Below are 14,177 nucleotides of genomic sequence, written 5' to 3'. Positions count from 1 at the left end.
TTATTTAATCAAATCTACAACTAGGAGGCCTCTAAAAGTACTTCAATTTATTTGAAACTATTAAACTATAACTAGAAGAGGTCCAGCGACAGTTTACTGCAAGTCAGCCAGTCTAAAGTATAAGTATACCGGTTCTAACGGCATGAGTCCCAGTTCAAGCCATCCACCACTGTAGCTAGCCGAGCATCGATAGAATCTTTAGACTAATTGACAATCCATCGATCACCTCCAGTCAGGAATAGAGATTTTAGATCTAATAATGAAACGATTCGCCGAGCGAATCGCACATCTTATGAAAACCTTAAACAGTTCAAAAAATAAAATCGGTCAGACGAGTTTTTCACATGTCTGACCGGTTTAGTATATATGCTGCATGTCCAAGCTTATGAACACTGACAGCCTAACTGTTTTTAGATTTCTTTGAACTGTTGCGACCGAACGGCACGCGGTTTTCTTCGCCTTTTCTAATGCGTTCAATATTTGAGCGGTGTCTGACTAGGATAATGATCATGGCTACCCAGACGGTTACTGCAAAAATCCAGTCTCCGATAAACAGTGAAGCCACTGCAGCAACCACTAAGGTGATGATGCTCGCCAGGCTAACCATGCTGGAAAGGTACAGTATACCTGCCCACAAGCCAATCAGGATCGATACAAACAATGGCTGAGCGCCTAATGCGATGCCGGCAGTCGTCGCTACGGCCTTGCCACCCTTGAATCTAGCAAATATAGGGTATACGTGACCAAGTACTGCAAAGATGCCGGTGATCATTGGATGAAGTTCCAGCCCCAGCCAGACCGGCAAGAGAGCAGCTATCGTTCCTTTGGCGATATCAAGAATCATAACGATTGTCCCGGCTTTTACTCCAAGGACACGAAAGGTATTAGTCGTTCCCATATTACCGCTTCCGTGTTCACGGATGTCAATTTTAAAGAATAGATTGCCAACCCACACTCCAGACGGGATGGAACCCAGAAGATAGGCAATTACGATAATGAGTATGTTACTCAACTTGTTTCCTCCTTAACTCATGTCCTGCACTAGGAATTATTTTACCATGTCCAGAGACCGATCGACAGTAGAATTTATTGAAACAAGCTCAGTGAAGGATATTTGGACATAACAGGAACAAATGTTTTTAACAAAAAATGCCTCAGGTATGGTAATATTAATAATGCTTGTACTTTTCATATTGAAAAGTATAATGAGTCTGGAGCCACGCATGCTTTACCAGCAGTAAGCGAATGCATAAAGGAGACTGTAAGGAATGGCAATGAATAAATACGATGATAATGCAATTCAAGTACTGGAAGGCCTGGATGCGGTAAGAAAGCGTCCGGGTATGTATATCGGGTCAACCGATTCAAGAGGGTTACATCATCTGGTCTATGAGATCGTTGATAATTCCGTGGATGAGGTCCTGGCCGGTTACGGGTCGAAGATCGACATCACTATTCATAAAGATAACAGCATAACCGTAAAAGACAACGGACGAGGTATGCCGACTGGGATGCATCAGTCTGGTGTTCCGTCTATCCAGGTCATCTTCACTGTCCTGCATGCTGGAGGAAAGTTCGGTCAGGATGGGGGTTACAAGACTTCGGGAGGCTTGCACGGCGTTGGTGCATCAGTCGTCAATGCACTGTCAGAATGGCTGACGGTCACTGTCATACGCGACGGATTTGAATACACTCAGCGTTTCGAAAATGGCGGCAAGCCGAAAGGTAAACTGACGAAAAAGAAAGCCGCCAAAAAAGAAACAGGAACGACTGTCCACTTTAAGCCAGATCCTGCTATCTTTTCTACCACTGACTATTCGTTCAGCCTGTTGAGTGAACGGCTTAGAGAATCTGCCTTCCTGCTGAAAGGCATGACGATATCAATCACAGATGAACGCAAAGATGCTCAGGAGACTTTTCATTATGAAGAAGGAATCAAAGAATTCGTTCATTATTTAAATGAAGAAAAAGATACTTTGACGCCGATCGCCTACTTTGATGGCGAATACAACGGGATCGAAGTGGAATGTGCGTTTCAGTATAACGATGGCTATTCTGAAAACGTCCTGAGCTTTGTCAATAACGTCCGCACAAAAGATGGCGGAACCCATGAAATCGGTGCAAAATCAGCAATCACCAAGACTTTCAATGAGTATGCCAGACGAGTCGGTTTGCTGAAAGAAAAAGACAAGAATCTGGAAGGAACGGATGTCAGAGAAGGAATCGCGGTTATTCTTTCTGTGCGTATTCCTGAGAATCTGCTTCAGTTCGAAGGGCAGACGAAGGGTAAACTGGGAACCACAGAAGCCCGTACCGCCTGCGATACAGTTATTTCTGAGCAGTTCAACTTCTATCTGGCTGAAAACGGCGAAATGAGCCAGCAGATCGTGCGTAAAGCTATTAAGGCTAGAGAGGCTAGAGAAGCCGCCAGAAAAGCCAAGGAAGACTCCAGAAACGGCAAAAAGCGCAAACGCAAAGAGACCCTACTGTCCGGCAAACTGACTCCTGCCCAAAGCAGAGACGCCAGCAAAAATGAACTTTATTTGGTTGAGGGAGACTCAGCGGGTGGTTCAGCCAAACAGGGACGGGACAGAAAGTTCCAGGCCATACTGCCACTTAGAGGGAAAGTCATCAATACTGAAAAAGCAAATATGCAGGACATTCTGAAGAACGAAGAAATCAGTACAATGATCTATACGATCGGCGCTGGTGTCGGTCCCGAATTCGATTTGAAGGACTGTAATTATGACAAGATCGTGATCATGACAGATGCTGATACGGACGGAGCCCACATTCAGGTGCTGCTTCTGACATTCTTCTATCGGTACATGAGACCACTGATCGAAGCAGGAAAAGTCTATCTTGCACTTCCTCCTCTTTACAAAGTATCTAAAGGTAAAGGGAAGAGTGAAGTTATCGAATATGCCTGGACTGATGAAGAACTGGACAAGCTGCTGAAGTCATTTGGCAAGAACTACATGATCCAGCGATATAAAGGACTGGGAGAAATGAATGCCGACCAGTTGTGGGAAACCACGATGGATCCCGCTACCCGGACACTGATCAGAGTAACGATCGACGATCTCGCCCAGGCAGAACGCCGCGTGTCTGTCCTGATGGGGAATAAAGTCGATCCGAGAAGAAAATGGATCGAAGACAATGTCGAGTTTTCTCTGGAAGAAGAAGGAAGCATTCTCGAAACGAACGAGGTTATGGATGAACTCGAAAATCCAATCCAATAGCAAGAAAGGTTTGAATGACTGACATGACAAAAGATCGAGCAGAAGTACAAGAACTGACCTTGGAAGAGGTCATGGGTGACCGGTTCGGCCGGTACTCAAAATATATTATTCAGGAACGGGCCCTTCCGGATATCAGAGACGGACTTAAACCTGTTCAGAGACGTATCCTTTACGCCATGTTTTCTGAAGGCAACACTCAGGATAAAGGGTTCAGAAAATCTGCCAAGACTGTCGGTAACGTCATCGGTAACTTCCACCCGCACGGAGACAGCAGTGTGTACGAAGCAATGGTAAGAATGAGTCAGGACTGGAAGATGAAGACCCCACTTATCGATATGCACGGGAACAACGGAAGCATGGATGGCGATCCGCCTGCAGCTATGCGTTACACGGAAGCTAGACTGTCAAAAATTGCGTCCGAATTGCTTAAGGATATCGATAAGGAAACGGTCGAGCTGGTACTCAACTTCGATGATACGACGAATGAGCCGACTGTACTTCCAGCACGTTTTCCAAATCTCCTGGTTAATGGAGCAACAGGGATTTCTGCAGGTTACGCGACGGACATCCCGCCACATAATCTCAAAGAAGTGATCGATGCCTGCGTGTATCTGGTGTCTCATCCTAATGCATCAATAGATAAGTTGATGGACTTCATCAAAGGCCCTGATTTTCCTACTGGTGGCATCATTCAAGGAGTCAAGGGGCTTAAGTCTGCTTATAAGACTGGCAAGGGGAAAATAGCCGTCAGGAGCAAGACTGAAATCGAGTCTTTGAGAGGCGGAAAAGAACAGATCGTCATTACAGAGATCCCGTATGAAGTCAACAAAGCGACCCTTGTGCGTAAAATGGACGAGATACGTTTAAATAAAAAAATTGAAGGCATAGCTGACGTCAGAGATGAAACGGACCGTACTGGCCTGCGTATCGTAATCGAGCTGAAAAAAGATACACCAGCAGCGGGAATCCTGACTTATTTGTTCAAGAACACAGATCTTCAGGTCTCCTATAATCTGAACATGATTGCCATCAGTGACAGACGGCCTCAACAAGTTGGCATTAGAGAAATACTGAATGCCTATCTGAAGCATAAGCGTGATGTCATTATTAAACGTACGAAATTCCTGTTAAGCAAAGATAAGAAACGGGCCCACATCGTTGAAGGTCTGATCAAGGCTATTTCCATTCTAGACCAGGTGATCAAGACGATTCGACAGAGTGCCAACAAAGCTGATGCCAAAAACAATATCATCAAAGCCTATGATTTTACTGCCATGCAGGCAGAGGCGATTGTCAGTCTGCAGCTTTACCGCCTGACTAATACAGATATCACACAGCTGCAGAAAGAGGCAGAAGAACTGAATACCCGGATCGATGAATACAATAAGATCCTGACTGACGAAAAGACACTGAACAACGTCATTCGAAAAGAATTGAAGGAAATCGGTAAGACTTATGCCCAGGACCGTAAAACAGTCATTGAAGAAGAAATTGAAGAATTAAAAGTAGAAAAAGAAGTGCTGATTGCTGAAGAAGAAGTGATTGTTTCTGTCACCAGAGATGGCTACCTTAAGAGAACCAGTCTGAGATCTTACGGAGCATCTACTCCCGAAGAAATTGGACTGAAAGAAGGAGACTACTCGCTCTTTACAGAAAAGATGTCGACGCTCGAGCAGGTTGTCCTGTTTACTTCCAGAGGGAACGTGATCAACCGACCAGTCCATGAAATTCCAGATATTAAATGGAAAGATCTTGGTCATCACATATCTCAAAGCATAGGCCTGGAACCAAACGAGAAAATCATTGCAGCCTACGGACTGGATGACTTCAGCGACAAGCAGCGTTTCGTCTTTATCACCAAGGAAGGCTACATCAAGCAGACCTTAGTATCTGAGTACGAACCAAAACGGACTTACCGCTCGCGGTCTGCTACAGCAGTCAAACTAAAATCAGCAACTGACGAATGTCTGTCCGTCTATCTTATTGATGATGACAGTAAACTGGACGTCTTCCTGATTACTCACCTTGGATTCGGCTTACGTTATAATTTAACGGAAGTGTCTACAGTAGGTGCCGGAGCTAGTGGAGTAAAATCGATCAATTTGAAGAAAACTGATCATGTGGTAAACGGAATCGTGTTCAACCCTGAAGAAGGGAACAAGAGCATCATGTTGGTAACACATAGAGGTGCAGTCAAGAAAATGAATGCGAAGGATTTCGACCTGATTTCTAGAGCGAAGAGGGGACTGCTGGTTCTAAGAGAACTGAAGAACAAACCTCATCGAGTGTCTCTTGTAATCGATGTAGATGACGATCAGAATGAATGGACGATCGTCACGGACAAGAATGCCAGACAGCTTCTTGTGCCGAATGATTATTCCTACAGTGACCGTTACAGTAACGGATCCTTTATTTTTGATGAAGATTCTGACGGAACACCAGTGGACGCCTACAAGGCAAAAACAGTTGAAATCGAAAAAGATGAAAAAGATAGTTAAGTAATTTATGCATGACGTGAAATAAGGCTGGATACCAGATATATCTTTGGTTTTCTGAGCGACTACAAAAGACGAGCGGCTTTTCTATTGATGAGGAAAGCGGCTCGTCTTTTGTTTTGATAAAATCTACCAGTGGTCATTTAAATTATTCAGTTTTTTACTAATTTCTTAAGCTTGTTCAGATGAGCGTCTTCTCCCAAGACAATCAGTGTCTGAACCGGTTTGAGCATATACTCTTTCGTCGGATTGAATAGGATTCCGTCCGTCACATTGTCATTTTCCTTGACTGCAACGATGATCAGATCTGTCTGTTCAGGGATATTGGCAACCATCAGTATTTTATGACTCAGCCTTGAGCCCTCATAGGAGCGACTTCCTGAAAACCGACAGTGGACATCGTTATTAAAGTCATGTAGATGGCATCCATCAGACTGATATTCAGAAGAAGCGAATAGCCGATCGTTTCAACGATAACAATAGCTATCAGAAGATAAAATATAAGAAATATCCGTTTGCGCTGCTGCAATGGGTCAGCTCCTTTCTATGGTCTTTTTATCATTTTAACATGTCTATCAGAGAGTGAATAACCGGAAAGCGGAAAATCATCCCTGTTAACATAACTTTCAGCAATCAGTTGTACAGTCTAGATCTACCTCAAGCAGTCAATCCAAAGATGAAGTAGAAGTAGAAAGATTCTCTTTCTACTTTGATCCAACAATTCAGCCTTGAAATGAAGCTAGACGACGGCTAGTTCCAGTTTACTGTAAAGGATCATGCGGTAGTTTCCATTAGGAGAGGTCTAAGAGAAGGATATCAATCATGAAATAATATAAGCTACATGTAGAAGGGGTCTAGTTGTAGCATACTTACTTGACGACTAACTAAGCTATAACTAAAAAGTCTTTATTTATATTTGAGATATCTGAATAAGCACGAAACTGTCATTACCGCTCCTTTAATTGAAGCTTAAGTCATGGCTGATTAATATGCTCTCGTTAGAAAGACCTGCTCAATAATAAAGTTATCTGTCAGCAGACCAGGGGAGACAATTGAAACTGACTGATCTAAAAAAAGACAAGACCGAGTGATCAGTCTTGTCTTTTGAATTATATTTAACTAAGCAATGATTTAACCTCTAAAAGCTGCACGGTAAACTTCTGCGAGCTCTTTGACTAAAGGCATTTTAGGATTAGCTGTTGTGCATTGATCTTCAAATGCACGCTCAGCCATGTCGTCAACAACTGCTTCGAAAGCTTTTTTATCAACGCCGTTATTTTTGATACCCATTGGAATCTCCAGTTCTTTAGCAAGATCATAGATTGCTTTGATCAGACTTTCGACACCTTCTTCAGTCGTACTGGCTGGAAGATCAAGTGCTTTTGCGATCTCAGCATAGCGTACATCTGCGATAAAGTGCTCATATTTAGGGAAGGCAACGAATTTAGTTGGCTTCTTGGCATTGTAGCGGACCACGTGTGGCATAAGGATCGCATTGGCGCGTCCGTGAGCGATGTGGAACTGAGCACCCAGTTTGTGCGCCAGACTGTGGTTGATACCCAGGAATGCATTCGCAAAGGCCATACCGGCCATCGTTGATGCGTTGTGCATCTTTTCTCTAGCTACTTCGTCATCACCATTGTGATAAGCAGCAGGCAGGTGCTTGAATACCAGCTGGATCGCTTTGATTGCCAGACCGTCAGTGTAGTCGTTGGCCATGTTTGACACATAAGCTTCGATCGCATGAGTCAGGACATCCATACCTGTATCAGCTGTAACCACTTTTGGCACACTCATGACAAACTGAGGATCAATGATCGCAACATCCGGAGTCAGCTCGTAGTCTGACAAAGGATACTTGGTTGATTTTTCAGTATCAGTAATAACGGAGAATGACGTTACTTCAGAACCAGTACCAGATGTTGTAGGGATTGCTACGAACTGTGCTTTCTCTCCAAGAGTAGGGTACTTGTAGACACGTTTTCTGATATCCATGAATTTTTGCTTGATGCCGTTGAAGTCTGTATCTGGGTGCTCGTAGAACAGCCACATTCCTTTAGCTGCATCCATTGGAGACCCTCCACCTAAGGCGATGATGACGTCCGGCTGGAAAGCAGCCATTGCTTCTGCTCCTTTTAGAACTGTCTCTTTAGATGGATCCGGTTCAACATCTGAGAATATTTCACAATGAACATAATCCTGACGGTTACGCAGGTGATACAGTACACGGTCAACATAGCCCAGTTCGACCATCATAGGGTCAGTTACAATGAAAGCTTTCTTGATGTCGGGCATTTTAGCCAGATACTGGACAGAGTTACGTTCAAAGTACACTTTTGGTGGGATCTTGAACCATTGCATGTTGTTTGTACGTTTCGCACGTTTCTTCACATTGATTAAATGCATAGTACTGACGTTAGTTGACACTGAGTTTCCTCCAAACGATCCGCATCCTAGAGTTAGGGAAGGGAGATAAGCATTATAGATGTCACCGATAGCACCTTGAGATGACGGTGCGTTGACAATCAGACGGCCTGCTTTCATGCGGCGGTCAAACTCGCTGATAACCTGATCGTCGTTGGAATGGATAACTGCTGAGTGACCTAAACCACCATACGCAAGCATTTCTTCAGCACGTTTGATTCCTTCTTCAGAACTGCTGACTTTGTAGGCAGCCAGTACTGGGCTAAGTTTTTCTCGTGAGAGAGGGAAGTCTCTTCCGACACCAGGGTATTCAGCTATAAGAATTTTTGTATCTTCAGGCACTTTTACGTTTGCCATTTTAGCAATCTGATATGCTGAACGTCCGACGATATCCGGATTCAAGTGATTATCTTCTGATACCATCAGCTGTTCCACTTTAAGGCGCTCCTCTTTAGTCAGGAAGTGGCATCCGTTGTCGATCATCTGTGATTTCACTTCTTCATATACTTCTTTATCAGCGATGACAGCTTGTTCAGAAGCACAGATCATTCCATTATCGAATGTTTTGGAAAGAATCAGGTCGTTAGTGGCTCGTTTGACATTTGCAGTCTTTTCAATGTAGCAAGGGACGTTTCCGGCACCTACACCAAGAGCAGGTTTTCCTGAGCTGTATGCTGATTTAACCATGCCTGATCCGCCAGTTGCGAGAATAGTAGCTACTCCGTCGTGCTTCATCAAGGTCTGTGTCGCTTCAACAGACGGTTTTTCGATCCACTGGATACAGTTTTCCGGCGCACCCGCTTTAACAGCTGCTTCGTAAACAGCACGGGCTGCAGCTGAACTGGATTTCTGAGCAGAAGGGTGGAAAGCGAAAATGATCGGGTTACCTGTTTTAATAGAAATCATAGATTTAAAGATTGTTGTGGAAGTAGGATTGGTTACTGGTGTAACTCCGGCAATGACCCCGACCGGTTCAGCAATTTCAACTGTGCCTTCATGAACGTTCTCATTTATTACACCGATTGTTTTATCATGTTTGATGCTGTGGTAGATGTATTCTGAAGCAAAAAGGTTTTTGATGATTTTATCTTCATATACACCACGACCAGTTTCTTCTACAGCCAGCTTAGCTAAAGGCATATGCTGATCAAGACCAGCCAGAGCCATTTCCTTCACGATGTTATCGATTTGTTCCTGATCAAGTTTGTACATATTATCGAGAGCTGTTTTAGCCTTCGTGACTAACTGATCGATATCTTTCTGTACATCTGTTACTTTATTAGTTTTGTCTAATACTTTTACCATAATGGGTTCCCTCCATTTAGTTAGTGAAGTATTGAGCAAGTTTAGATTAAAATAAGTCTTTCTCCAATTTTACCGTCTTATAAAGATGAAAAATGAAGAAAGCTTGTATGCTCAACACTTGGATTGTTTTTATCTTTTTACAAGCACATCATAACACAGTGAAATCGCTTGCTAGAAATTGAAATTGTGTCCATTTTGTAACACATTGTGATAAATTGAACAAGTGTAACGGGACAACCATCTCCTTACTAATCGTCATTAAATGTTCAAAGATTCACTTGTATAAAGTGAGCTAATGTGATAAAATGGACATGTAGAAAACGTGAAAGACAAAGGAGAATCGACTATGGAAAAGCAACGCACAGATGAGATGACTTTGGAAACTTTATGGGAAGGGTTCAAAGGAAAGAAATGGAAAGATGCCATTGACGTCCGTAACTTCATTCAAAGTAACTACACACCGTACGATGGTGATGAGTCATTCCTTGAAGGCCCAACTAAACAGACGGAAGAGTTGTGGGAACAAGTGATGGATCTTAACAAAAAAGAACGTGAAGCAGGCGGAGTTCTTGATATGGATACTTCTGTTGTTTCAACAATTACTTCTCATGGACCGGCTTACCTGACTAAAGATAAAGAAAAAGTTGTCGGGTTCCAGACAGACAAACCATTCAAACGTTCACTTCAGCCGTTTGGCGGCATCCGAATGATGGAGCAGGCTGCTGAATCATATGGTTTTGAAGTAGATCCTTATCTATCTCATATCTTCAGAGACTGGAGAAAGACTCATAATGAAGGAGTGTTCAATGCATACACGCCTGAAATGCGAGACGCAAGACGCACTGGTGTCATTACAGGCCTCCCTGATGCATACGGTCGCGGAAGAATCATCGGTGACTACCGTCGTGTGGCGCTATATGGAGTCGACCGTTTACTAAAAGAAAAAGAAGCAGATAAAGCACAGTCAGATACTGCTATGATGAGCGAAGATATTATCCGTAAACGTGAAGAATTGAGCGATCAGATTAAGGCTCTTCACGAATTGAAAGAACTGGGTAACATTTACGGATTTGATATCTCACGCCCTGCCAAGACTGCTGTAGAAGCGTTCCAATGGCTGTATCTTGGTTATCTGGCCGCAATCAAGGAACAGAATGGTGCCGCAATGTCATTAGGCCGAACATCGACTTTCCTTGATATCTACATTGAAAGAGATCTTAAAGATGGCATCATGACTGAAGTAGAAGCACAAGAGCTCGTCGATCACTTTGTCATGAAACTGCGTCTTGTAAAATTCGTTCGTACGCCAGAATACAATGAACTGTTTTCAGGGGATCCGACATGGGTAACTGAAGCGATTGCCGGTGTGGGAATCGATGGGCGTCACCTGGTCACTAAGAACAGCTACCGCTTCTTAAACACGCTGAGCAACCTGGGTCCTGCACCTGAACCTAACTTGACTGTTCTGTGGTCAACTAAGCTTCCGTCAGCATTCAAGAACTACTGCTCTAAAGTATCTATCATAAGCAGTGCGGTACAGTACGAAAATGATGACATCATGCGTGAAGAGTGGGGCGATGACTATGGTATTGCCTGCTGTGTGTCTGCTATGCCGATTGGTAAACAGATGCAGTTCTTTGGAGCTCGTGCAAACCTGGCAAAAGCTTTACTTTATGCCATCAATGGCGGCGTAGATGAAATGAAGAAAACCCAGGTCGGACCTAAATTCCGTCCGATCACTTCTGAAGTACTGGATTATGACGAAGTAATGGAAAAATACGACGATATGCTTGACTGGCTTTCAGGCATGTATATAAATACTCTGAACATCATCCACTACATGCATGATAAGTACAGCTATGAAAGTATCGAAATGGCTCTTCATGATTCCGAAATCGTCCGTACTATGGCTACTGGAATTGCCGGATTCTCAGTTACAGTCGATTCTCTGTCCGCCATCAAGTATGCAACCGTGAAAACAGTAAGAGATGAAAGTGGCCTAGTTGTCGACTATATCATCGAAGGCGATTATCCTAAGTACGGAAATAATGATGATCGTGTTGACCAAATCGCTGTAGATCTGCTTAAAGCATTCATGAGTAAAGTTAAGAAACACCCAACTTACAGAAATGCAGTACACACAACATCGATCCTGACCATTACTTCAAACGTCGTATATGGTAAAAAGACAGGAAATACACCAGACGGACGTAGAGCAGGCGTGCCATTTGCACCTGGCGCCAATCCGCTTCACGGAAGAGACACAAACGGTGCTCTTGCAAGTCTGAACTCTGTGGCGAAACTGCCATACGATCAGTCGCTTGACGGTATTTCAAATACCTTCTCTATCGTTCCTAAGGCATTAGGAAAAGAAGAAGAGACTCAAAAACGTAATCTCTCAGCAATGCTGGATGGATACGTCAAAAAAGGTGGGCACCACCTGAACGTCAATGCGCTGAACCGTGAGACGCTTGAAAATGCTATGAAGCATCCGGAAGAGTACCCGCAGCTGACGATCCGAGTATCTGGTTATGCGGTAAACTTTATCAAACTGACGAGAGAACAGCAGCTTGATGTACTGAGCAGAACATTCCATGACAATATGTAAGACAAGTCGGTAAGGGACTTATTTATAGGGGGAACAACAAATGGCAGAAAAAACAGTAGGATATGTACACTCGATCGAGACATTCGGTTCACTGGATGGACCAGGCATTAGATTCGTGGTGTTTATGCAGGGGTGTCGTATGCGCTGTGAATTCTGCCATAACCCCGATACATGGAATATGGGAGGCGGCACGCCGTACACTCCCGAAGAAATGCTCGAAAAAGCGATCGACTATAAGGACTATTGGGGTGAAGAAGGCGGAATTACAGTAAGTGGTGGAGAACCCCTGCTGCATATCGACTTTCTGATTGAGTTTTTCAAGCTCGCGAAGGCAGAAGGCATTCATATTTCTTTAGACACTTGTGGTCAGCCCTTCACTTATGATGAGCCTTTCTTCAGTCGCTTTCAGGAGTTAATGAAGTATACCGATCTTGTTCTGATGGATATCAAGCATATCGACAATGAGATTCATAAAAAATATACGATGCATCCGAATACAAGCATACTGGATATGGCCAATTATTTGTCAGAAGTAAATGTGCCTATGTGGCTGAGACATGTCTTAGTCCCTGAACGCTCCGATTATGATGAGTATCTGCAGCGGTTGAGCGACTTTATAGATCAGCTGGACAGCGTTGAGAAGGTTGAAGTCCTTCCGTACCATAAACTGGGTGTATACAAGTACAAGGAACTCGGTATTCCCTACAAACTGGAGCATATCGATCCACCAACGGCAGAACGAGTTGAAAATGCCAATCGTATTCTTAAGACTTACAAATATCAGACAAACTGAGTAAAAAGAACTTTGCCTGTCTAAGATTCGTTAGACGATCATGGCAAAGTTCTTTTTCTATGTGTAAAATTAATGTCGGAAGAGGGGAAATTCGACCTAGACAAAAAGAAAGAAGACCCTTAATCTAGAGATAACGACAACGCTAGAGAAAGAGGTCTTCTTATGAATCAAATTATATCAGAAATCATCACAACTTTAAAGGATTCTTCTTCCCTTTTAGAAGCAGAATTAGCCTTAGAAACGGTTTTTCAACGTATCACTCAACAGTTACTCAGTGCCGCTATTAAACAGATTGATTTAGAATTACTTCATGATTACAAAGAACAAGGATATGAGATTGACAGTGTGCCTGACCGTACGCTTCAATTTACATTCGGAACCGTTGAATTTGAACGCCACCGTATGCGAAAAGAAGGCGAAAAAAGTGTGATTCCTTTTGATAAAGCCGTCGGCTTAAAGCCTAGAATCCGTAATTCTCCTCTTGTAGAGATGAAAGCAGCTCAAATAGCTTCAGATGGAACGTACCGCAAAGCAGAAGAAGCTATTAATCTTCTTACATCTTTTTCGCTGAGTCATACGACCATTCATACTATCACTCAAAAAGTCGGTGAAACCATTCAAGAATGGACAGAAACAGCACCTCTTCAAGACGAGACATCTCAGAAAGATAAGAAAAAAACGCCTGTCTTATTTATTGAAGGTGACGGGTTAATGCTTACAAAAGGCAAGGAGAAAAAACGTCCTGAGATTCATCGTGTTCAGTTTCATGAAGGGGTAGAGTATAAAGGAAAACAGAAAAGACCTGTCTTAATTAATTCTAAAATGTTTGAGAGTACTGTATCAAGTAAAGAAGCTTTTAAACGTGCAAGCCTTTGGTTAGAGTCGCTGTATGATATACGCGAGACGATCGTCATTTCAAACAGTGATGGAGGCAGTGGTTACGACAAAGATAAATTCCATCAAATCATTGGCAAATGCCAGCGACACGAACATTTTAGAGATGCTTATCATGTAAACGAGAAAATCAAACAACGAATGTATTTTGATAAAAAGATGGAAAAGAAAATGAAAGAAGCTGTGCGTACATACGATTGGGATCGTATTGAAACCATAATCGCTACAACGGAGAGTCGCATTGAAATTAACAATGAAAAAGCAACTGAATATCAGGAAGAACTTACCATGTTAAAAGCTTATCTATATAGAAATTGGGAAAGTCTTAAACCATTTAAAATGAGGGATTTACCCGTAAATAAAGGGATTGGTGTTTGCGAAAGTAATCATCGTCCTTATAGTTATCGTATGAAACG

At 42.9% G+C, this 14,177-nt stretch carries 9 protein-coding genes; 5 read left to right on the top strand and 4 right to left on the bottom strand.

From position 1 onward, the window contains the following. Positions 1-400: 400 nt before the first annotated feature. Positions 401-1,012 carry a glycerol-3-phosphate 1-O-acyltransferase PlsY gene (gene plsY / locus ACYQ4S_RS00045; RefSeq protein ID WP_459768534.1) on the bottom strand — a complete coding sequence of 204 codons (612 nt, stop codon included), beginning with the start codon at positions 1,010-1,012 and terminating at the stop codon, positions 401-403. 256 nt (positions 1,013-1,268) lie between these two features. On the opposite strand from plsY, the gene parE reads away from it, so the two are divergent. Continuing rightward, on the top strand, positions 1,269-3,242 hold the full coding sequence (gene parE / locus ACYQ4S_RS00040; RefSeq protein WP_459768532.1) for a DNA topoisomerase IV subunit B: 1,974 nt from the start codon (positions 1,269-1,271) through the stop codon (positions 3,240-3,242). A gap of 14 nt (positions 3,243-3,256) precedes the next feature. After that, entirely contained in the window at positions 3,257-5,740 is a 2,484-nt protein-coding gene (gene parC, locus ACYQ4S_RS00035) for a DNA topoisomerase IV subunit A (protein WP_459768530.1), read from the top strand. A gap of 149 nt (positions 5,741-5,889) precedes the next feature. Here the strand turns inward: parC and ACYQ4S_RS00030 are convergent, their stop codons facing one another. The 3 genes from ACYQ4S_RS00030 to adhE form a co-directional block, all read right to left on the bottom strand. After that, a complete protein-coding gene (locus ACYQ4S_RS00030) occupies positions 5,890-6,072 on the bottom strand; it encodes a TrkA C-terminal domain-containing protein (protein WP_459768528.1) in 183 nt (60 codons plus the stop codon). Between the two features lie 14 nt (positions 6,073-6,086). After that, on the bottom strand, positions 6,087-6,266 hold the full coding sequence (locus tag ACYQ4S_RS00025; RefSeq protein ID WP_346025441.1) for an ion channel: 180 nt from the start codon (positions 6,264-6,266) through the stop codon (positions 6,087-6,089). Positions 6,267-6,868: 602 nt separating this feature from the next. Beyond that, a complete protein-coding gene (adhE, locus tag ACYQ4S_RS00020; RefSeq protein WP_459768526.1) occupies positions 6,869-9,466 on the bottom strand; it encodes a bifunctional acetaldehyde-CoA/alcohol dehydrogenase in 2,598 nt (865 codons plus the stop codon). A 346-nt stretch (positions 9,467-9,812) separates the two neighbouring features. On the opposite strand from adhE, the gene pflB reads away from it, so the two are divergent. From pflB to ACYQ4S_RS00005, 3 genes are all read left to right on the top strand, one after another. Next, positions 9,813-12,074 carry a formate C-acetyltransferase gene (pflB, locus tag ACYQ4S_RS00015; protein ID WP_459768524.1) on the top strand — a complete coding sequence of 754 codons (2,262 nt, stop codon included), beginning with the start codon at positions 9,813-9,815 and terminating at the stop codon, positions 12,072-12,074. A gap of 40 nt (positions 12,075-12,114) precedes the next feature. Further along, on the top strand, positions 12,115-12,867 hold the full coding sequence (pflA, locus tag ACYQ4S_RS00010) for a pyruvate formate-lyase-activating protein (protein WP_459768522.1): 753 nt from the start codon (positions 12,115-12,117) through the stop codon (positions 12,865-12,867). Positions 12,868-13,029: 162 nt separating this feature from the next. Continuing rightward, positions 13,030-14,177: ISLre2 family transposase (locus ACYQ4S_RS00005; RefSeq protein WP_459768520.1), on the top strand; the 1,148-nt coding region annotated here is incomplete at its 3' end.

Source organism: Alkalibacterium sp. s-m-28, assembly GCF_054658175.1.
Note: the sequence above shows the minus strand (reverse complement) of the source record. Positions and strands in the feature narration are given on the sequence as shown.

Coding starts and splice junctions, on each gene's coding strand:
- parE (WP_459768532.1), top strand. CDS start 1,269: ATGGCAATGAATAAATACGATGATAATGCAATTCAAGTACTGGAAGGC.
- parC (WP_459768530.1), top strand. CDS start 3,257: ATGACTGACATGACAAAAGATCGAGCAGAAGTACAAGAACTGACCTTG.
- ACYQ4S_RS00030 (WP_459768528.1), bottom strand. CDS start 6,072: ATGGTTGCCAATATCCCTGAACAGACAGATCTGATCATCGTTGCAGTC.
- adhE (WP_459768526.1), bottom strand. CDS start 9,466: ATGGTAAAAGTATTAGACAAAACTAATAAAGTAACAGATGTACAGAAA.
- pflB (WP_459768524.1), top strand. CDS start 9,813: ATGGAAAAGCAACGCACAGATGAGATGACTTTGGAAACTTTATGGGAA.
- pflA (WP_459768522.1), top strand. CDS start 12,115: ATGGCAGAAAAAACAGTAGGATATGTACACTCGATCGAGACATTCGGT.